At 59.4% G+C, this 18,118-nt stretch carries 23 protein-coding genes; 14 read left to right on the top strand and 9 right to left on the bottom strand.

Going from position 1 to position 18,118, the window contains the following annotated elements:
• Nucleotides 1-17: 17 nt before the first annotated feature.
• Nucleotides 18-902: a LysR substrate-binding domain-containing protein gene (locus AACY11_RS22550; protein ID WP_221729628.1), complete on the top strand. Its 885-nt coding sequence runs from the start codon at nt 18-20 to the stop codon at nt 900-902.
• Between the two features lie 20 nt (nt 903-922).
• On the opposite strand, the gene AACY11_RS22545 is transcribed toward AACY11_RS22550, so the two are convergent.
• The gene (locus tag AACY11_RS22545) at nt 923-1,258 is read right to left on the bottom strand and encodes a hypothetical protein (RefSeq protein WP_339433129.1); all 336 of its coding nucleotides are present in this window, start codon (nt 1,256-1,258) and stop codon (nt 923-925) included.
• Nucleotides 1,259-1,442: 184 nt separating this feature from the next.
• Here AACY11_RS22545 and AACY11_RS22540 point away from each other — a divergent pair, with 184 nt between their 5' ends.
• Nucleotides 1,443-1,682, top strand: a complete 240-nt coding sequence (locus AACY11_RS22540) for a hypothetical protein (protein WP_221729626.1) — start codon at nt 1,443-1,445, stop codon at nt 1,680-1,682.
• A gap of 67 nt (nt 1,683-1,749) precedes the next feature.
• Here AACY11_RS22540 and AACY11_RS22535 read toward each other — a convergent pair whose 3' ends face one another.
• Entirely contained in the window at nt 1,750-1,947 is a 198-nt protein-coding gene (locus tag AACY11_RS22535; protein ID WP_339433128.1) for a DUF2188 domain-containing protein, read from the bottom strand.
• Between the two features lie 220 nt (nt 1,948-2,167).
• On the opposite strand from AACY11_RS22535, the gene AACY11_RS22530 reads away from it, so the two are divergent.
• The gene (locus AACY11_RS22530; RefSeq protein WP_221729624.1) at nt 2,168-2,530 is read left to right on the top strand and encodes an NUDIX hydrolase; all 363 of its coding nucleotides are present in this window, start codon (nt 2,168-2,170) and stop codon (nt 2,528-2,530) included.
• Between the two features lie 3 nt (nt 2,531-2,533).
• On the opposite strand, the gene AACY11_RS22525 is transcribed toward AACY11_RS22530, so the two are convergent.
• On the bottom strand, nt 2,534-2,776 hold the full coding sequence (locus tag AACY11_RS22525) for a DUF1652 domain-containing protein (protein WP_339433126.1): 243 nt from the start codon (nt 2,774-2,776) through the stop codon (nt 2,534-2,536).
• 115 nt (nt 2,777-2,891) lie between these two features.
• The gene (locus AACY11_RS22520) at nt 2,892-3,791 is read right to left on the bottom strand and encodes a polysaccharide deacetylase family protein (protein ID WP_339433125.1); all 900 of its coding nucleotides are present in this window, start codon (nt 3,789-3,791) and stop codon (nt 2,892-2,894) included.
• 214 nt (nt 3,792-4,005) lie between these two features.
• Between AACY11_RS22520 and AACY11_RS22515 the strand changes: the two genes are divergently transcribed.
• Nucleotides 4,006-4,686 carry an SOS response-associated peptidase gene (locus tag AACY11_RS22515; RefSeq protein WP_339465940.1) on the top strand — a complete coding sequence of 227 codons (681 nt, stop codon included), beginning with the start codon at nt 4,006-4,008 and terminating at the stop codon, nt 4,684-4,686.
• A gap of 267 nt (nt 4,687-4,953) precedes the next feature.
• Complete coding sequence (locus AACY11_RS22510) at nt 4,954-5,226, top strand: hypothetical protein (RefSeq protein ID WP_339433123.1); 273 nt, start codon at nt 4,954-4,956, stop codon at nt 5,224-5,226.
• 54 nt (nt 5,227-5,280) lie between these two features.
• On the opposite strand, the gene AACY11_RS22505 is transcribed toward AACY11_RS22510, so the two are convergent.
• Nucleotides 5,281-5,427, bottom strand: coding sequence for a hypothetical protein (locus AACY11_RS22505; protein ID WP_339433122.1), 147 nt, complete (start codon nt 5,425-5,427; stop codon nt 5,281-5,283).
• 250 nt (nt 5,428-5,677) lie between these two features.
• Here AACY11_RS22505 and AACY11_RS22500 point away from each other — a divergent pair, with 250 nt between their 5' ends.
• Entirely contained in the window at nt 5,678-6,064 is a 387-nt protein-coding gene (locus AACY11_RS22500) for a DUF2784 domain-containing protein (protein WP_339433121.1), read from the top strand.
• On the opposite strand, the gene AACY11_RS22495 is transcribed toward AACY11_RS22500, so the two are convergent.
• Nucleotides 6,061-6,588, bottom strand: coding sequence for a DUF3087 domain-containing protein (locus AACY11_RS22495; protein ID WP_339495751.1), 528 nt, complete (start codon nt 6,586-6,588; stop codon nt 6,061-6,063). The genes AACY11_RS22500 and AACY11_RS22495 overlap by 4 nt on opposite strands.
• Before the next feature lie 224 nt (nt 6,589-6,812).
• Here AACY11_RS22495 and ppnN point away from each other — a divergent pair, with 224 nt between their 5' ends.
• A complete protein-coding gene (gene ppnN, locus AACY11_RS22490) occupies nt 6,813-8,186 on the top strand; it encodes a nucleotide 5'-monophosphate nucleosidase PpnN (RefSeq protein WP_339495745.1) in 1,374 nt (457 codons plus the stop codon).
• Between the two features lie 134 nt (nt 8,187-8,320).
• Here ppnN and AACY11_RS22485 read toward each other — a convergent pair whose 3' ends face one another.
• Nucleotides 8,321-9,724: an FAD/NAD(P)-binding protein gene (locus AACY11_RS22485; RefSeq protein WP_339433119.1), complete on the bottom strand. Its 1,404-nt coding sequence runs from the start codon at nt 9,722-9,724 to the stop codon at nt 8,321-8,323.
• Complete coding sequence (locus AACY11_RS22480; protein WP_339495744.1) at nt 9,725-10,288, bottom strand: helix-turn-helix domain-containing protein; 564 nt, start codon at nt 10,286-10,288, stop codon at nt 9,725-9,727.
• A gap of 85 nt (nt 10,289-10,373) precedes the next feature.
• Between AACY11_RS22480 and AACY11_RS22475 the strand changes: the two genes are divergently transcribed.
• The 7 genes from AACY11_RS22475 (at nt 10,374) to AACY11_RS22445 (ending at nt 17,610) form a co-directional block, all read left to right on the top strand.
• Nucleotides 10,374-11,309 (top strand): DMT family transporter, encoded by a 936-nt coding sequence (locus AACY11_RS22475; protein ID WP_339433117.1) that lies wholly within the window; start codon nt 10,374-10,376, stop codon nt 11,307-11,309.
• Between the two features lie 243 nt (nt 11,310-11,552).
• Nucleotides 11,553-14,471, top strand: a complete 2,919-nt coding sequence (locus AACY11_RS22470) for a monovalent cation/H+ antiporter subunit A (protein WP_339433116.1) — start codon at nt 11,553-11,555, stop codon at nt 14,469-14,471.
• Nucleotides 14,471-14,815, top strand: coding sequence for a Na+/H+ antiporter subunit C (locus AACY11_RS22465; RefSeq protein ID WP_016775082.1), 345 nt, complete (start codon nt 14,471-14,473; stop codon nt 14,813-14,815). The genes AACY11_RS22470 and AACY11_RS22465 overlap by 1 nt, the downstream gene beginning before the upstream one ends.
• Nucleotides 14,812-16,491, top strand: coding sequence for a monovalent cation/H+ antiporter subunit D (locus tag AACY11_RS22460; protein WP_339495743.1), 1,680 nt, complete (start codon nt 14,812-14,814; stop codon nt 16,489-16,491). The genes AACY11_RS22465 and AACY11_RS22460 overlap by 4 nt, the downstream gene beginning before the upstream one ends.
• A complete protein-coding gene (locus tag AACY11_RS22455; RefSeq protein ID WP_339433114.1) occupies nt 16,488-16,976 on the top strand; it encodes a Na+/H+ antiporter subunit E in 489 nt (162 codons plus the stop codon). The genes AACY11_RS22460 and AACY11_RS22455 overlap by 4 nt, the downstream gene beginning before the upstream one ends.
• A complete protein-coding gene (locus tag AACY11_RS22450; protein ID WP_221729610.1) occupies nt 16,973-17,251 on the top strand; it encodes a K+/H+ antiporter subunit F in 279 nt (92 codons plus the stop codon). The genes AACY11_RS22455 and AACY11_RS22450 overlap by 4 nt, the downstream gene beginning before the upstream one ends.
• Entirely contained in the window at nt 17,248-17,610 is a 363-nt protein-coding gene (locus tag AACY11_RS22445) for a Na+/H+ antiporter subunit G (protein ID WP_339433113.1), read from the top strand. The genes AACY11_RS22450 and AACY11_RS22445 overlap by 4 nt, the downstream gene beginning before the upstream one ends.
• A gap of 53 nt (nt 17,611-17,663) precedes the next feature.
• On the opposite strand, the gene AACY11_RS22440 is transcribed toward AACY11_RS22445, so the two are convergent.
• Nucleotides 17,664-18,104, bottom strand: a complete 441-nt coding sequence (locus AACY11_RS22440) for a DUF3995 domain-containing protein (protein ID WP_339433112.1) — start codon at nt 18,102-18,104, stop codon at nt 17,664-17,666.
• Between the last annotated feature and the right edge of the window lie 14 nt (nt 18,105-18,118).

Raw genomic sequence — 18,118 nt, 5'->3', positions numbered from 1 at the left:
ATCAATGACTTTTACGAATGAATCCGCGAACGCTCACGCCCTCCATGTCGTTATTGCTGGCCTTCGAGGCCGCCGCACGCCATGAAAGCTACACCCGCGCCGCCCATGAGCTGTCGTTGACGCAAAGTGCGGTCAGCCGTCAGGTGCAAATTCTGGAGAAGATGCTCGGCATGCGCTTGTTCAATCGCGAAGGTCGCAAAGTCGTCCTGACCGATGTCGGGCGCATGTATCAACGCGAACTCGCCGAAGCCCTCGGGCAGATCCGCAGCGCGACCCTGCAAGCCATGGCGTTTGGTTCCGGCATCCACAGTTTGCGATTGGCAACGCTGCCAACGTTTGGCTCGAAATGGTTGTTGCCGCGCCTCAAGGACTTCTACACCGCGCACCCGGGCATGACCGTGCACCTGCACTCACGCATCGAAGCGATTGACTTTGATACCAGTGAAATCGATGCCGCCATCTGCGTCGGCGGCGGTGAATGGCCAGGGCTGACAGCCCTGCCCCTGCACACCGAAGAACTGGTGGTGATCGCCAGTGCACAGTGGTCTGCCGCCGAGCGCAATGGCGCAGAGCAGCACATCGCCGGGCAATTGCTGCTCAACGTCAGCAGTAATGCCCAGGCATGGGCGGAATGGTTCAGCCATCACGCCTTGCCGCATCGCAGCATGCGCATCGGGCCGAGCTTTGAAATGACGTCGCACTTGATTCAGGCCGTACGCGCGAATATCGGCGTAGGCCTGGTGCCACGAATTCTGGTCGAGGAAGAGTTGTTGAATGGTGAGTTGCTGCAACTGGGAGAACCCATCACCAGTCGGCGCAGCTATTACCTGGTCTATCCACCGCGCAACGAAACTCTGCCGTCGCTGAAGGCGTTTCGGGACTGGTTGGTGGATACGCTCTGACGGTGCTCCTCAAGCAGTCGTCAGAGGCAGTCACGCACCGATTTGCGCAACGAACCGGACTTGGCCCACGGCGGCCCCTGATACAGCGATACGCGGCTGCCGTCCTTGTATTTCACGATATCGAGAATCTCGTCAGCGGTGATGATGCTGGGCGCCGTAACGCGGTAGCCGTTGGAAATCGACGTCTGCGAAGCCTTTGCAACATCCTGCTGCCATAACGGCAATACACACGCGGCATAGTCTTTGGGTGCTTTGTCACTGGTCTTGCTGAGATTAGGCTCACCCGGCACCAATGAAGCCGGCAACGAGCAACCGGCCAACATGACCAACGCCAAACTCCCGATCCATATCCGCATCATGTTTTCCTGCTTAAAAAAAAAGCGAATGTATCGCGTAACGGAGTACACATCCATCATGGCCCCGCGCCCTCAATGGTGATTGGGCAATTTTCATGTCCTTTGAGCCGATGACAGACGAACTGCGCACACACCGTGAAAAATGCGACTAGTCTTTTCTACCGAGAATGTTCTGGAGATGACCATGCGGCTCAATGAATACGAACACGAACTTCAGCGTGACTTGCAAAGTGTGGCCTCGGATCTGCGATGGTCGGCCGTCGACCTCAAACGTATCGCCGAACAGTTGCGCCAGTCCGGCAACGAGGCGGATGCTCAGACCGTACTGAGATCCTGCGAGGTACTGCAGAGCGATGAAGAGCGGCTGCAACTGTATGCCAAGGAAGTAAAGGCTCGCGCCATCAGCCGTACCAAGGTTCACTGAGGCCGACGCAGCCCAAAACACAAGCCCCGGCATAAACCGGGGCTCTTTCGTTACAGGTTACAAATATTTAGCTCACGCTCTCAGTTTGAGCACGTGTCGAGCGCTTTTTGTAACCGGGGAGCGCCGCTGCATACGCCAGCGCCTCTTCTCTGCTGCGAAACGACGCCAGCCGGTCACCCTGGGTGCAGACCCGCCACGGGCCGTTGTTCACGCTGAGCACGTCATAGCCGTTCATGTGCATTTTGTTCAACATGGGAATGCTCATGGACACCTCCTGTCCGCTAACGGTTGGTTCAGCTACACGCTTTTACCTTACACCCTGATTGCGCCGAAGTGCCGACCGAGTGTCGCGATGCTGTCTGTCAGGGGTTTGCCAGTTTTCTTACAACCAAAAGCGCCATAACCCAAGGAACCTTGGAACAAGGGTCGGCTCAAATATTGCAGTTTTATTTCATGTTTATGACATCCCGCCAAAAAGGTAACAAATGAAAGTACGCGCAACCGTTATTTGCGAGCAGGATCGACACGTACTCCTGGTGCGCAAACCCCGCTGTCGCTGGACATTGCCCGGCGGCAAGGTCGAGCCTGGGGAAACCCGAGCGGATGCGGCCATGCGTGAATTGCAGGAAGAAACCGGACTGGATGCAGACGATGTGCTTTACCTGATGGAACTGCAAACCGGGAGCACGCGGCATCACGTCTACGAGGCATCGGTATTGAACATTGACCAGGTACGCCCGCAGAACGAGATCACCGATTGCATCTGGCATCCACTGGACGCGGTGCAGAACCTGGAAACCAGCGACGCGACGTTGCGCATCGTTCAGGCGTTTCAGCGGCGTTTATGAGGTTTAACCGGCAAAAGCCCTGCGTCCCGCATTGATCTCCGTGCGTAACTCACCGATGAAGTTGGAAATATCTCGGATCGTGACGAGATGTTCCGGGGAAACACCATTGAGCAGTAACTCGACGTGACCGCTGTCGGGCTCATAGACTTTGATTTGCAATAGCCCCTGCGGCGTAGGAATGCAGTCGCATTTAAACGCGGGGAAGCCGGATTCGACAATGCGGCAAATATCGGCGATGGCAAGCATGGGCTGACGCCTCGCAGGCGATGAGAGAATCGGTCAACCCAGAAAGCATAGATGAGCCATTGGTGTCCTGCTCGATACAAAAATGCCAACCGGATCACAACATTGACCCGACGACTCAGTGGGCGTCATGATCCCAGACCCAGTTCCAGATGCCCGGTAACTCCACTTGATCCGAACTTTGCTGAACCGTGCGCGCCAGCGCGGCCTTCTCCAGCGCAGCGTGGTCATCGTAGAACGGCTTGTCCGCCAGCCTCACGCCTGTGGCGGCTGCACTGTCCAGCAGGATTTGCAGATATTCGCGAGTATGCCGCGCGGTGTAGCGATTGAGGTCATGGAAGGTCACCACCACCGGAATGACCCCGTCCACGGTTGGAAACTCACCAAGAGCGATGCGCTCCCGGACTTGCGACAACTGCCGCAACAGGTTCGCCCGGCGCCGCGGGCTGGCGTTAAACCCCCAAATTTTGCCGTCATTAGCGCTCAAATCCGTCAACAAGACGTGTAATCCATGTTGTTGATAGGCGGCAAAAGTGCGCTTGTCGTAGTTCCAGAATGGCGGACGCAATAACCGGGGTGGCGCCCCGGTAATGGCGGCGATGTCAGCCGTACCGTTGCTCAGCGACGTTTCCAGCTCCCGCGGGTCGAGCAATCGATGATTGGTGTGCCAGTGGGTCGCGGTGTGAAACCCGAGAATATGCCCCTCCTCATGCTCGCGACGCATGATGGCGCGGCCGATCTCGCTGTCGCCTGCCCTGGGCGCACGGGTCTGGACGAAGAACACCGCTTTGATGCCCGGTTGCAGGGGGTTGTCTTTGAGGCTGTCGAGGACCGTGGCCGACGGATTCCAGAAACTCGAGGCGCTGGGGCCATCATCGTACGTCAGCAAAAAGCGCACCGGCGCTTGAGCTTTCAGGCGTGTTTCGGTTTGCGCGGTCAATTCGATGGGCGCGGCAATGCAACCGGCCAACCCCAAAACAATGGCTGCTGCACAAAGAAGTCTGAATCCGGTTGTCATGTTTCGCCTTGAGTCCGACCGCTGCGGTCACGTTGTCGATTGGCAAAACTCCTTCGCCCTTACCCTTCCCTGCGCCCGGTTCTGCGAGCCGAGGCTGGATAAGGTACACAGGGTTTGGTTCCGGCGCTCGCTCAGTTAGCCAGTGTCTGCTCAAGACAAGGATTGAGAGCGCATCAGCGACTAAGCTGAAACCGTCCAACCGGAGATTCAGCCCATGTGCGCAAGACTCTCGCAGTACCGTGGCATTCACGATTTCGTTGCTGTGCTGAGCATCCCGGATGCGTTGCTCAATCATGTGGGCGACGCGCCGCTGAATCGCTACAACGCGGCCCCGACCACTTCGCTGGCCGTGCTCCATCAGCACGATCAACGACTGTGCGCTGACAACCTGCGCTGGGGCTGGCGCCCACACTGGGCCAAGGATCGCGCAGCGCCAATCAACGCGCGAGTGGAGAAAGTCGCCCATGGCCCATTCTTCCGGGCCATCTGGCGGCATCGCTTGATCGTCCCGGTCGACAACTGGTTTGAGTGGGTGGATGCCGAGGATAAAACCCGACAACCGTGGCTGATCCGTCGGGCCGATCACGGACCGGTTTTCTGCGCCGCCATCGGACAACTTCCTACATCCGGCACGCAGGCGCGGGACGACGATGGATTTGTGATCATCACTGCGGACAGCGTCGGCGGCATGCTTGATATCCATGATCGTCGACCTGTGGTGTTCTGCGCAGATTTGGTGCGCGAATGGCTCGATCCAGCAACGCCCGTCGAACGCGCCGAACATATGCTTCTGTTCGAAGGCGAACCTTGGGAGACGTTCGAATGGTACAAAGTCGCTAAAACCGTAGGAAATTCACGCAATCAGGGCGCCAGGCTAATAGAACAACTGACCTGAATGTTCTTTGCATCAATTTATTTAAAAAGATTCGAATCAATAGTGATTCCGTTTCATTACAACAAGCGTTTCAACAATGACACAGCCCAATGCGAAACAGTCGTTTGAACGAACTAACCGCCTGTCAGACATTTCAACCGTCATACATACATTTAGAGGCGCTAGCGATAGCATGCGCGCCGCATTTCCATTTGGCATATCAGTTGACCGAAGAGTCAACAAAACCAGGAATCCCCAACAACTTTTTCAAACCTGCAGAGAACCAAGTTGCGCGACGATTTTGCAATCAAACAGGCCAACGACCTGGAGTGTATTCATCTGTCCATGACAGAACGCTTTCAACTCGACTGTTTTATCGGCCACTACATAAAAACCCGAAACCTGCGTGCCGTTCCCGACATCGAACGTATCCTGCGCACCACCCTCGAAGAGTATCCTGGTCAGGCACCGGTGATGGTCAACGAACTCAATGCCTGGATCGACAAAACCCTGGGATATCGGGCCTCACACCCCGATTTCACGCAGATGGACGATCTCTGAAATAACGAAAAGCCCCGCTCAGGCTTTGATGCGGGGCTTTTTCGCAAGAATCAATTACAACTTGCGATCAGGCTCCGATAGCTCTCTGCCGTCATCGTGTTTCCAGGTTTGCTCCTTGTGCTTCTCCCGCTCTATTTCTTCTTGCGTCGGCTCATCCGTCTCATCGTCATCCCGTTCAGGATGCTCTTGCTCAGTCGTCATGCACACCTCCTGCCACAAGTAAATTACCCTCCTTACAGCGTAGAGCAGTTTCACGCGGGCAACTTACAACCACCAGCGTCTTGAAGAAACCTACTGCGCGGCAACCGTGAATCGCAGATAACGCTCTCCATCCAGAAAAGCCGTTGATAACGGTGCCATTAAAAAACCTCTCTGGCTTGAACAAGCTTGCGCCATTGCCCAAGGCCTGCGCGTAACATAACGCCTTTCACAATCGCGTCAGGGAGACAACATGCTGTACCGAATCGCAGCCGACGGGCTGGTGCTGTTTCATTTGTTGTTCATTGTGTTCGTGCTGTTCGGCGGGTTGCTGGTGCTCAAGTGGCCACGGCTGATGTGGTTGCACTTGCCCGCCGCCGCGTGGGGCTTCGCGGTCGAGGTGTTGCACCTGACCTGTCCGTTGACCTACTGGGAAAACCTGATGCGCCACGCCGCCGGACAGACCGAATACGCCGGTGGATTCATCGAGCATTACATCTGGCCGATCATCTACCCGGCCGGGCTGACACCGCAGATTCAACTGGCACTCGCCAGCGTGGTGCTGGCGGTCAACCTGTTGGTCTATGGGCGGCTGATCCGCTCGTGGAAACTGCGCCGAGCCAGGCGCATTCCGTTTTAACGCGACGCGGATTTCAAGGCTTCCAGCCACGCCGGATCAAGGCGTGGCTGATCGATATCAAGCCCCAACGCCTGCATGCGTTCCTTATGCTGCTCAACTTCCCGCCACAGTTGCCCGTGATCACTGGAGTTACCGTCCAGTTCATGCATCTGGGTCAGCCCCAGATGATAGAAGCGCAACACCTTCATCGCCGTCGGATCGTTTTTTTCTACCGCCGCCGTCACCTGATGCATCACATTGGTGACACTCATCAGGCTACGCTTGAGCCGCCAGCTATAAACAGCCGGGGCCATCCAGCTCTGATTCCAGAATCGCCCGCGCAACAGCCCCGCCGTCAACAGGAACGCGACAAAGACCCCACCGACATTGAACCGCAGATTATCGCCGCCAGGCTCACCGAACAGCGCCACTGCCACCGCCGAAAACAACATCGCCAGCACCAGAAACAGCACGGCGATGATGATCGTGCTGCGGCGGGTCTGCTGGCGAAAAGTAGCGGCATCCATCGGCTGAATTTCAAACATCACGAATGACTTCCTTGAGCGGCAAAAAAGGGCAACGGAAAAAACCGGCCGGGGCATTATCGCCTCTGCGGCGGATTTAGCTATGCTGGGGCTCCTTTTCATCTTTTTATCAATCAACGGGGACATGGCGGTACAGCGCAGATCGTGCCATCTTCATTCATGGATACACACTATTCGGATGCCATCGCCTCGTCTTGAGATGACATCGTTTTAAGGATCATTGCATGACCCAACGACACGTAATCAACGCCTCGGTCAGCCCGAAGGGCAGCCTGGAAACCCTTTCTCAACGTGAAGTTCAGCAACTGAGCGAAGCCGGATCCGGCAGCACCTACACCCTCTTCCGCCAGTGCGCCCTGGCCATCCTCAATACCGGCGCGCATGTCGATAACGCCAAGACCATTCTTGAAGCCTACAAGGATTTCGAAATCCGCATTCACCAGCAGGATCGCGGTGTGCGCCTGGAGCTGCTGAACGCTCCCGCCGACGCCTTCGTCGACGGCGAAATGATCGCCAGCACCCGGGAAATGCTGTTCAGCGCTCTGCGCGACATCGTCTACACCGAGAATGAACTCGACAGCCAACGCATCGACCTGAGCACTTCGCAAGGCATCAGCGACTACGTCTTCCACCTGCTGCGCAACGCTCGCACCCTGCGCCCGGGTGTCGAGCCGAAAATCGTGGTGTGCTGGGGCGGCCACTCGATCAACACCGAAGAGTACAAATACACCAAGAAAGTCGGCCACGAACTGGGCCTGCGCAGCCTCGACATCTGCACCGGTTGCGGCCCCGGCGTCATGAAAGGCCCGATGAAGGGCGCGACCATCGCCCACGCCAAACAACGCATTCATGGCGGTCGCTACCTCGGCTTGACCGAGCCGGGCATCATCGCCGCCGAAGCGCCCAACCCGATCGTCAACGAACTGGTGATCCTGCCGGACATCGAAAAACGCCTCGAAGCGTTCGTGCGCGTTGGCCACGGCATCATCATCTTCCCGGGCGGCGCCGGTACTGCTGAAGAGTTTCTGTACCTGCTGGGTATCCTGATGCACCCGGACAACGAGGGCCTGCCGTTCCCGGTCGTACTGACCGGGCCGAAACATGCCGCACCGTATCTGGAGCAACTCGACGCGTTTGTCACCGCCACCCTTGGCGAAGCCGCAAAACAGCACTACGAAATCATCATCGACGACCCGGCCGAAGTCGCGCGCCAGATGACTCAGGGCCTGAAAGCCGTGAAGCAGTTCCGCCGCGAGCGCAACGACGCCTTCCACTTCAACTGGCTGTTGAAAATCGACGAGGGGTTCCAGCGTCCGTTCGATCCGACCCACGAAAACATGGCCAACCTCAAACTGCACCGCGATCAGCCGCCACACGAACTGGCGGCCAACCTGCGCCGGGCGTTCTCCGGGATCGTGGCCGGCAACGTCAAGGACAAGGGCATTCGCTTGATTGAGGAACACGGGCCGTACCAGATCCGTGGTGACGCAGCGATCATGCAACCGCTCGATGCGCTGCTCAAAGCTTTCGTTGCGCAGCACCGGATGAAACTGCCGGGCGGCGCGGCGTATGTGCCGTGTTATCAAGTGGTCGCGTAAGCTTTCAGCCGCTACACAACCCTGTGGGAACTCGCTTGCTAGCGAATAGGCCAGACCAGTAGACAGAGATGTTGAACCTGCTGGCCTCTTCGCAGGCAAGTCCGCGAAGAGGCCCTGATCAGCAACCTCAATCCTCAGCCTTGCTCAGCACACAATCGCATCGCCAACGCCTTCGCCTGTAACGCCACATCGGTCACTGCCGTACTCTCCCACCACATCCCGCGCAACGGCGGGCCCATGGCGAACAGCCGATTCGCTGCCTGCCCGTGTTCGTTCAGCACTGCACCATCAATCGCAGCCGCGATCCCCAACGCCAACGGCCCCGGTCGCACCAATCCCCGCGCCAGCAACTGCTGCGGCAACGGTCGCGCCACCCGACGCCAGTCATACTCGATGCCACTGGAATTGATCAGCGCAGCGCCATGAACTACACAGGTTTGAGCCTCACCACGGCGACGAATGCGAATACTCACACCGTCCGCCACGCACGTTTCAAGCCCTTTGAAAGAAGCCGCCTGAATCCGCAACCGCCCCTCGCCCTGCAGCCGTTCGACCAACTGCGCACTCAGCGGCGGCGAACGATGGTGATGACTCTCCCACCACGGCCGCACATGCCGTACGAATTGTCGACGCTGCACGTCAGTCGCCTGACTCCACAAGCGTCCGATGTGAGCGCGCACCGTGTCCAGAGGCGCCTGCCAATCAATGCCTTGGGCGATGGCCTCACGGCAATGCCGACGCAATTCGCGCAGCAACTGCCGTGGCGAGCGAATGCCAGGATCTTCAGCGAGGAAATCCACCCAAACCGGTGGTTGGCGCCGTACGTGAGGCAGCAAGCCGTGACGGGAAAACACCTCGATAGGCCCGCGATGCCCGGCCTGTTCCAGTGAGACCACGGCATCGACCATGGTCAGGCCGGAGCCGATGATCAGCACGGTCGATTGCGGATCGAGTTGGCGCATGGCCGCGACGTCCCAAGGGTCAAGTGCGGTGGCGTTGAGGCCACTAGATTCTTTCTGCGGCGTGCGTGCGGCGGGAAACATGCCTGTGGCGAGCACAGCAAATGCGCCGTGTAAAAGTTGACCGTCACTCAAGGTCAAGTGCACTGAATCCGCATCGGCGTGCAGATCGACGACCTCCGCGCGGACATGCTCGACTGTCGAGCCTTGTTGCGCACCGGCATTGCGGGCTTCGGCTAACCGTTGTTGCACGTAAACGCCGAACAATCCACGAGGCGGGAACAACTCACTGACAGGTACATTTTGCTCAGCCGACTCCGGCCAGCCACCAGCGGCAATATGCTCGGTCAGCCACTGCGTCAGGTCATTGGGGTTATCCGGGTCGACGCTCATTCGCGCCGCGTTGCCATTAAGCGTATGGCCAGGTTCGACTGCGCTGTAAGCCTCGCCGCGCCCCACTTCGGCGCGCGGTTCAATGATCAGAATCTTGCGTTGACCGGGCAGACGCAGCAATTGCACCGCCAGCATCGTGCCGCTGAGGCCGCCGCCAATAATCAGGATATCTGCGCTCTGACTCATTCAGATCACCACATTACGGACAAACCGCGCCGCCACATCCCCATCATTGCGATAGGCGTGCGGCTGGTTGCTGGCGAACATGAAAAACTCACCCGCGTTGATGTGCTGCGGTTGATCGCCGAGCATCAGCGTCAGGCAACCCGCAAACACATAAATCTGCTCACTCCAACCGTCGGCATCCGGTTGCGAGGGATAGACCTCGCCGGGTTGCAGGCACCATTCCCACTGTTCGACTTCGCGGGTCGCGGTAGCCTTCGACAGCAATACCGCTTTGCTGCCGGGGATGACACCGGCCCACGCCACCTCGTTGATGCGGCTCGGATCGCGCGCGTCGGATGCCTGGATCAGATCACTGAAGGCGACGTCGAGTGCTTCGGCGACGCGGTCGAGGGTGGTCAGGCTGACATTCTTTTCGCCCGCCTCGATCGCCACCAGCATGCGCCGGCTCACCCCGGATTTTTCCGCCAACGCGGTCTGGCTCATGTCTGCCGCGTGGCGCAGACGCCGGACGTTCTGGCTGACGTGTTGCAGGACGGACGCTCGTTGGCTGGAATCTTTGGGCACTATATTGCTCACTCGGTGGGGTTGGGCAGTATACTGCGCAACGTTGGGCGCATTGTGCGTCCTGCCTTTTATAGTGCGCAAGGTCATGACGTCAGTGAATCGCCCCGACACCTCCCTCCGTTTCTCCCGTTTCAGCAAAGCCGAGTGCGTGCTGGTGCTGATCACCATGGTCTGGGGCGGCACTTTCCTGCTGGTGCAACACGCGATGACCGTCAGTGGGCCGATGTTTTTTGTCGGTCTGCGATTCGCCGCTGCGGCGTGCATCGTGGCGCTGTTCTCTTGGCGCCATCTGCGCGAACTGACCCTGTTCGAACTCAAGGCCGGCGCCTTCATCGGTGTGGCGATCATGCTCGGCTACGGTTTGCAGACGGTCGGTCTGCAATCGATCCCGAGCAGTCAGTCAGCATTCATCACCGCGTTGTACGTGCCGTTCGTCCCGTTGCTGCAATGGCTGGTGCTCGGGCGGCGACCGGGGTTGATGCCGAGCATCGGTATCATGCTGGCGTTTACCGGTTTGATGCTGCTGTCGGGGCCGTCGGGGGCCTCGCTGAATTTCAGCCCCGGGGAAATCGCCACGCTGATCAGCGCCATTGCCATTGCGGCCGAAATCATTCTGATCAGCACTTATGCCGGGCAAGTCGATGTGCGCCGGGTGACCGTGGTGCAGTTGGCGGTGACGGCTGTCTTGTCGTTTCTGCTGGTGGTGCCGACGAACGAAGCGATTCCGGACTTTTCCTGGACGCTGCTGGTGACCGCACTGGGACTGGGCGCCGCGAGTGCGGCGATTCAGGTGGCAATGAACTGGGCACAGAAGAGTGTATCGCCGACGCGGGCCACGTTGATCTATGCCGGTGAGCCGGTGTGGGCCGGGATTGTCGGACGGATTGCCGGTGAGCGCTTGCCAGCGATTGCACTGCTGGGCGCTGGGTTGATTGTGGCGGCAGTGATTGTCAGTGAGTTGAAGACCAAGGGTAAAGCTGCCGAAGCAGAGACTGAGCTGGAGCGGGAAACTCAGGGTTAAACCAGGCTGGGTGCTATCCAAAGCATTGCCTTCGCGAGCGAGCCCGCGCCCACAGGTATTGTTTGTCCCCCGTGAGCGTAAGCCTTCTCGCGATGGGACCATCACTGGCAACTTCCTTTCCTGCGAAACAATGCCAAACAGAAATTTCCAGACTATTTTGTAGGATTCTGAGACATCCTGGCGTTTGGTGATCGGGGAGCTGGCACGTATGATGCTTCACAAACTTCCGCAGATTAGAAGCCTATGTCCCTGATAGTTCTACTGCTTCTGCCTTTCATAGGCAGCTGTCTGGCAGCGGTGCTGCCACACAATGCGCGTAATACCGAATCCCTGTTGGCAGGTCTGGTCGCTCTGATCGGCACCGTCCAGGTCGCGATGCTGTATCCGCAAATCGCCGATGGCGGCGTCATCCGCGAAGAGTTCATGTGGCTCCCCAGCCTGGGGTTGAACTTCGTCCTGCGCATGGACGGCTTCGCCTGGTTGTTCTCGATGCTGGTGCTCGGCATCGGCACGCTCGTCTCTTTATATGCCCGTTATTACATGTCTCCGGACGACCCGGTGCCGCGTTTCTTCGCGTTTTTTCTGGCGTTCATGGGCGCCATGCTCGGGCTGGTGATTTCCGGCAACCTGATCCAGATTGTGTTTTTCTGGGAGCTGACCAGCCTCTTCTCATTCCTGTTGATCGGCTACTGGCACCACCGCGCGGACGCCCGCCGCGGTGCCTATATGGCATTGATGGTTACAGGGGCCGGTGGACTCTGTCTGCTGGCGGGGGTCATGATCCTCGGCCATGTCGTCGGCAGCTATGACCTGGACAAGGTCCTGGCCGCCGGCGATCAGATTCGCGCACATGCCCTCTACCCTCTTCTATTACCTCTCATCCTCATCGGCGCACTCAGCAAAAGTGCCCAGTTCCCCTTCCACTTCTGGCTGCCCCATGCGATGGCGGCGCCAACGCCAGTCTCCGCGTATCTGCACTCGGCAACCATGGTCAAGGCAGGGGTTTTCCTGCTCGCGCGCCTGTGGCCGTCGCTGTCCGGCACTGAAGAATGGTTCTACATCGTCAGCGGTGCCGGCGCATGTACGCTGTTGCTCGGCGCCTATTGCGCGATGTTCCAGAACGATCTCAAGGGTCTGCTGGCCTACTCGACCATCAGCCATCTCGGCCTGATCACCCTGCTGCTGGGGCTGAACAGTCCGCTGGCCGCCGTCGCGGCGGTGTTCCACATCCTTAACCACGCCACGTTCAAGGCCTCGCTGTTCATGGCGGCAGGCATCATCGACCATGAAAGCGGTACTCGCGATATCCGCAAACTCAGCGGCCTGATCAAACTGATTCCGTTCACAGCGACGCTGGCCATGGTTGCCAGCGCTTCGATGGCCGGCGTGCCGTTGCTCAACGGCTTCCTGTCGAAGGAGATGTTCTTCGCCGAAACCGTGTTCATCAACGCCACCGCGTGGGTCGAAGCGGCGTTGCCGATTGTCGCGACCATCGCCGGTACGTTCAGCGTCGCTTACTCGCTACGCTTCACCGTCGATGTGTTCTTTGGCCCGCCAGCCACCGACCTGCCGCACACCCCGCACGAACCACCCCGCTGGATGCGTGCGCCGGTCGAACTGCTGGTGTTCACCTGCCTGGTCGTGGGGATTTTCCCCGCGCACGTGGTCGGCCCGCTGCTTGCAGCCGCCGCGCTGCCCGTGGTGGGTGGCACCTTGCCGGAGTACAGCCTGGCGATCTGGCACGGTCTGAACGCCCCGATGATCATGAGCCTGATTGCCATGTCCGCCGGCATCGTCGTCTATTTGTTGCTGCGCAAGCAACTCAAGCGCGGGCGCTTCAAATATCCGCCACTGATAGGCCGCTTCAACGGCAAGCACCTGTTCGAGCGCAGTCTGGTCGTCATGATGCGCATGGCCCGCAGGGTCGAGCGCCGACTCGGCACCCGTCGCCTGCAAATGCAATTGTTTCTGGTGGTATTGGCGGCGGTGCTCGCGGGCCTGATTGCGATGTTGCACAGCAGCCTGAGCTGGGGCGACCGGCCGAAAATCCCCGGCTCCATCGTCTTCGTGACCCTGTGGCTACTGGCAATTGCCTGCGCCCTTGGTGCCGCCTGGCAAGCCAAGTATCACCGTCTCGCGGCTTTGACCATGGTCAGTGTTTGCGGCCTGATGACCTGCGTGACCTTCGTCTGGTTCTCCGCACCGGATCTGGCCCTCACGCAATTGGCGGTCGAAGTGGTCACCACGGTACTGATCCTGCTAGGCCTGCGCTGGTTGCCACGACGGATCGAGGAAGTCTCGCCACTGCCGAGCACCCTGCGCAAGGCGCGCATTCGTCGTCTGCGCGACTTGCTGCTGTCGATTGCCGTCGGCGGCGGCATGGCACTGCTGTCGTACGCCATGCTCACGCGCCAGACACCGAACGACATTTCCTCGTTCTACCTCAGTCGCGCCATGCCTGAGGGCGGCGGCAGCAACGTGGTCAACGTGATGCTGGTGGACTTCCGTGGCTTCGATACCCTCGGCGAAATCACCGTGCTGGTCGCGGTGGCGCTGACAGTGTTTGCCTTGCTGCGCCGCTTCCGCCCACCGAAAGAGAGCCTGCAACTGCCCGCACAGCAACGCCTGCTGGCGCCGGACGTGGTCACTGATCTGGTCAACCCGCGTACGGCCAGCGATACCGCGCTCGGCTTCATGATGGTGCCTGCGGTGCTGGTACGACTGCTGCTGCCGATTGCTCTGGTGGTGTCGTTCTACCTGTTCATGCGCGGCCACAATCAGCCGGGCGGCGGTTTTGTCGCCGGCCTGGTGATGTCGGTGGCGTTCATCCTGCAATACATGGTGGCCGGTACGCAGTGGGTCGAGGCGCAAATGAGCCTGCGACCACTGCGCTGGATGGGGACGGGGTTGCTGTTCGCCACGGCGACCGGACTCGGAGCGCTGGCGGTCGGCTACCCGTTCCTGACCACGCACACCTGGCATTTCGCATTGCCGCTGCTGGGCGAGATCCATATCGCCAGTGCGCTGTTCTTTGATATCGGCGTGTACGGCGTGGTGGTCGGTTCGACGCTGTTGATCCTCACCGCCCTCGCCCACCAATCGGTGCGCGGGCACAAGACCGCATCGTTGCCCAAGTCCGTCGCCAGCAAAGGAGCCGTCTGATGGAAGAAGTCATCGCAATCGCCATCGGCATCCTCGCCGCGTCCGGCGTCTGGCTGATCCTGCGACCACGGACCTTTCAGGTGGTCATGGGCCTGTGTCTGCTGTCATACGCGGTCAACCTGTTCATCTTCAGCATGGGCAGCCTGTTTATCGGCAAGGAGCCGGTGATCAAGGACGGCGTGACGCAAGATTTGCTGCACTACACCGACCCGCTGCCACAGGCTTTGGTATTGACGGCGATCGTCATCAGCTTCGCCATGACCGCGTTGTTTCTCGTCGTTCTGCTCGCCTCGCGCGGCCTGACCGGCACCGACCACGTTGACGGCCGGGAGCCTAAAGAATGATGGCGATGACTCACCTGATCGCCGCACCGATTCTGCTGCCGCTGCTGACCGCCGCCATCATGTTGATGCTCGGCGAAAAACACCGACCGCTGAAGGCGAAAATCAACCTGTTCTCCAGCTTGCTTGGCCTGTTCATTTCCGTGATGTTGCTGCAATGGACGCAGACCACTGGCGTGCCCGGCTCGATCGGCGTGTACCTGCCGGGCAACTGGCAGGCGCCGTTCGGCATCGTGCTGGTGGTCGATCGCCTGTCAGCGTTGATGCTGGTGCTGACCGGGATCATCGGCGTCAGCGCCCTCCTCTTTGCGATGGCGCGCTGGGATGGCGCGGGCTCAAGCTTCCACGCATTGTTCCAGATTCAGTTGATGGGCCTGTATGGCGCGTTCCTCACTGCTGATCTGTTCAACCTGTTCGTGTTCTTCGAAGTGCTGCTGGCCGCGTCCTACGGTCTGTTGCTGCACGGCTCCGGCCGGGCGCGGGTGTCGTCGGGTTTGCATTACATCTCGATCAATCTGCTCGCCTCGTCGCTGTTTCTGATCGGTGCGGCGCTGATCTATGGCGTCACCGGTACGCTGAACATGGCCGATCTGGCCCTGAAAATCCCACTGGTGCCGGAAGCCGACCGCGGTTTGCTGCACGCCGGTGCGGGGATTCTCGCGGTAGCGTTCCTGGCCAAGGCCGGTATGTGGCCGCTGAACTTCTGGCTGGTGCCGGCGTACTCTTCGGCCAGCGCGCCGGTTGCGGCGATGTTCGCGATCATGACCAAGGTCGGCGTTTACACCCTGCTGCGCCTGTGGACCCTGCTGTTCTCCGGCCAGGCTGGGGCTTCGTCCTTCTTCGGTGGCGACTGGCTGATCTACGGCGGTATGGCGACGATTGCGTGCGCAGCGCTGGCGATTATTGCTGCGCAACGGCTTGAGCGCATGGCCAGCCTGAGCATTCTGGTGTCGGCGGGGATACTGCTGTCGGCCGTGGGTTTCGCCCAGCCGAACCTGATCGGCGCGGCACTGTTCTATCTGGTCAGCTCGACCTTGGCGTTGAGCGCACTGTTCCTGCTGGCTGAGTTGATCGAGCGTTCACGCTCGGCCAACGAGATTGCGCTGGAAGACGAAAGCGAACTGCTGCCACGTCCACAGGAATCCCTGCAACCGCCCAAAGGCATCAACCTCGATGACGAGCAGAAAGCCGTGGTCGGTCAGGTCATCCCGTGGACCATGGCGTTTCTCGGCCTGAGTTTCATCGCCTGCGCGTTGCTGATTATCGGCATGCCGCCGCTGTCCGGATTCATCGGCAAACTCAGCCTGATCGGTGCGCTGCTCAATCCGCTGGGGCTGGGCACTGACGCGCCGATTTCCAATGCGGCATGGGCACTGCTTGTGCTGCTGATCCTTTCCGGGCTGGCGTCGTTGATGGCCTTCTCGCGCCTCGGCGTCCAGCGATTCTGGACGCCGCAAGAGCGCCCTTCACCGCTGTTGCGCAAACTCGAATGCACGCCGATTTTCCTGTTGCTGGGGTTGAGCATCCTCCTCACGTTCAAGGCTGAGCCGCTGCTGCGCTACACCCAAGCGACCGCTGATGCCTTGCACAACCCGCAGCAGTACGTGATGGCCGTGCTCGGCACTCGCGCCGTACCGAGCCCGGAAGCCAAAGCCGCCATCCTGGAGGTACAGCCATGAAGCGCGTGTTTCCTGCACCGTTGTTATCCCTGGCGCTGTGTGTTTTGTGGCTGACGCTGAATCTGTCGGTCAGCCCCGGTAATCTGCTGCTCGGCATGATGCTGGGTTTTGCTGCGCCGCTGATGATGCGTAAATTGCGTCCAAAACCCGTGCGCATTCGCCGTCCCGGGACGATCCTGCGTCTGCTCCTGCTTGTCGGCCGTGATGTGGTGATGTCCAACCTGATCGTGGCGTGGGGCGTGCTCAACGCCGGCCGCCGCCCGCCGCGCTCGTGTTTTGTCAAAGTGCCGCTGGACCTGCGCGATGCCCATGGCCTGGCTGCGCTGTCGATGATCTGCACGGTAGTGCCCGGCACGGTGTGGTCGGAACTGTCGCTGGATCGCAGCATTTTGCTGCTGCACATTTGGGATCTGGATGATGAAGCGCAGTTCATTGAGCACTTCAAGACTGCTTACGAGCGGCCGTTGATGGAGATTTACGAATGAGCCCATTCCTGTCGAACGCGATCCTGCTGACGCTGTTTTTGTTCTCGCTGGCAATGGTGCTGACCCTGATCCGCCTGTTCAAAGGGCCGTCGGCGCAGGATCGGGTGTTGGCACTGGATTATCTGTACATCGTTGCAATGCTGATGATGCTGACCCTGGGCATTCGTTACGCCAGTGACACTTACTTCGAAGCGGCGCTGCTGATTGCGCTGTTCGGCTTCGTCGGCTCGTTTGCCCTGGCGAAATTCCTGCTGCGTGGCGAGGTGATCGAATGAACGCTGAATGGTCTCTGTGGGTCGAGATTGCGGTGGCGATCCTGCTGGTGCTCGGCGGTGTGTTTACGCTGATCGGCGCGACCGGATTGCTGCGGATGAAAGATTACTTCCAGCGCATGCACCCGCCAGCACTGGCTTCGACGTTGGGTGCATGGTGCGTCGCACTGGCGTCGATCATCTGCTTTTCAGCGCTGAAATCCGGGCCGGTCCTGCATGCCTGGTTGATCCCGATTCTGCTGGCGATCACCATGCCGGTGACCACGCTGCTGCTGGCGCGGGCGGCGTTATTCCGCAAGCGCATGGCAGGGGATGACGTGCCGGCTGAAGTCAGTAGCCGGCGGACTGAGAACGGCAGTTAGTTTGCAATCATCCGTGTCAGGGCGAACCTCTTCGCGGGCAAGCCCGCTCAGCCTCAAACCCACGCCACCGCCAACAACCCCGCCCCCAATACCAGACACAACGGCGAATACACCCAGGTATCCAGCCGCGCAAATCGCGAGCCCTTCACTTCCTTGAAAAACCCCACCAGATTCGAATCGCCAATGGCTCGGGCGAACATCAACAGCGCAATCGCGCTGATCACCCATTGCAATGCCTTGTGATTCACCGCCGGGAAGCCCCAGCCAACCCGCAGACACACCAGTGCAGCAATCAGCAATAACCCGGCCGCCACCACCAATGTGATCCAGCCCGACGGTTTGAACGCCGGCCGCACCGTCGCGACAAAACCGTCCACCGGAATTTGCGGTACCGCCGCCACCGCCGCCCATTGCCCACCCAACGCCCAATACACATGCACCAGGGCGATCACCGCAAAAGTGGCCGCCATCCATTGAGCCAACACAAACGTCATGATTGAAATCCTTG

The organism is Pseudomonas sp. RA_105y_Pfl2_P56 (assembly GCF_963970845.1).
Taxonomy (GTDB): Bacteria; Pseudomonadota; Gammaproteobacteria; order Pseudomonadales; family Pseudomonadaceae; genus Aquipseudomonas; species Aquipseudomonas baetica_A.
This window is presented reverse-complemented; position numbering and strand designations above follow the sequence as displayed.

Excerpts from the sequence above, each read along its gene's own strand:
- AACY11_RS22550 (WP_221729628.1), top strand. The coding sequence starts at position 18 with ATGAATCCGCGAACGCTCACGCCCTCCATGTCGTTATTGCTGGCCTTC.
- AACY11_RS22545 (WP_339433129.1), bottom strand. The coding sequence starts at position 1,258 with ATGCGGATATGGATCGGGAGTTTGGCGTTGGTCATGTTGGCCGGTTGC.
- AACY11_RS22540 (WP_221729626.1), top strand. The coding sequence starts at position 1,443 with ATGCGGCTCAATGAATACGAACACGAACTTCAGCGTGACTTGCAAAGT.
- AACY11_RS22535 (WP_339433128.1), bottom strand. The coding sequence starts at position 1,947 with ATGAGCATTCCCATGTTGAACAAAATGCACATGAACGGCTATGACGTG.
- AACY11_RS22530 (WP_221729624.1), top strand. The coding sequence starts at position 2,168 with ATGAAAGTACGCGCAACCGTTATTTGCGAGCAGGATCGACACGTACTC.
- AACY11_RS22525 (WP_339433126.1), bottom strand. The coding sequence starts at position 2,776 with ATGCTTGCCATCGCCGATATTTGCCGCATTGTCGAATCCGGCTTCCCC.
- AACY11_RS22520 (WP_339433125.1), bottom strand. The coding sequence starts at position 3,791 with ATGACAACCGGATTCAGACTTCTTTGTGCAGCAGCCATTGTTTTGGGG.
- AACY11_RS22515 (WP_339465940.1), top strand. The coding sequence starts at position 4,006 with ATGTGCGCAAGACTCTCGCAGTACCGTGGCATTCACGATTTCGTTGCT.
- AACY11_RS22505 (WP_339433122.1), bottom strand. The coding sequence starts at position 5,427 with ATGACGACTGAGCAAGAGCATCCTGAACGGGATGACGATGAGACGGAT.
- AACY11_RS22500 (WP_339433121.1), top strand. The coding sequence starts at position 5,678 with ATGCTGTACCGAATCGCAGCCGACGGGCTGGTGCTGTTTCATTTGTTG.
- AACY11_RS22495 (WP_339495751.1), bottom strand. The coding sequence starts at position 6,588 with ATGTTTGAAATTCAGCCGATGGATGCCGCTACTTTTCGCCAGCAGACC.
- ppnN (WP_339495745.1), top strand. The coding sequence starts at position 6,813 with ATGACCCAACGACACGTAATCAACGCCTCGGTCAGCCCGAAGGGCAGC.
- AACY11_RS22485 (WP_339433119.1), bottom strand. The coding sequence starts at position 9,724 with ATGAGTCAGAGCGCAGATATCCTGATTATTGGCGGCGGCCTCAGCGGC.
- AACY11_RS22475 (WP_339433117.1), top strand. The coding sequence starts at position 10,374 with ATGACGTCAGTGAATCGCCCCGACACCTCCCTCCGTTTCTCCCGTTTC.
- AACY11_RS22470 (WP_339433116.1), top strand. The coding sequence starts at position 11,553 with ATGTCCCTGATAGTTCTACTGCTTCTGCCTTTCATAGGCAGCTGTCTG.
- AACY11_RS22465 (WP_016775082.1), top strand. The coding sequence starts at position 14,471 with ATGGAAGAAGTCATCGCAATCGCCATCGGCATCCTCGCCGCGTCCGGC.
- AACY11_RS22460 (WP_339495743.1), top strand. The coding sequence starts at position 14,812 with ATGATGGCGATGACTCACCTGATCGCCGCACCGATTCTGCTGCCGCTG.
- AACY11_RS22455 (WP_339433114.1), top strand. The coding sequence starts at position 16,488 with ATGAAGCGCGTGTTTCCTGCACCGTTGTTATCCCTGGCGCTGTGTGTT.
- AACY11_RS22450 (WP_221729610.1), top strand. The coding sequence starts at position 16,973 with ATGAGCCCATTCCTGTCGAACGCGATCCTGCTGACGCTGTTTTTGTTC.
- AACY11_RS22445 (WP_339433113.1), top strand. The coding sequence starts at position 17,248 with ATGAACGCTGAATGGTCTCTGTGGGTCGAGATTGCGGTGGCGATCCTG.
- AACY11_RS22440 (WP_339433112.1), bottom strand. The coding sequence starts at position 18,104 with ATGACGTTTGTGTTGGCTCAATGGATGGCGGCCACTTTTGCGGTGATC.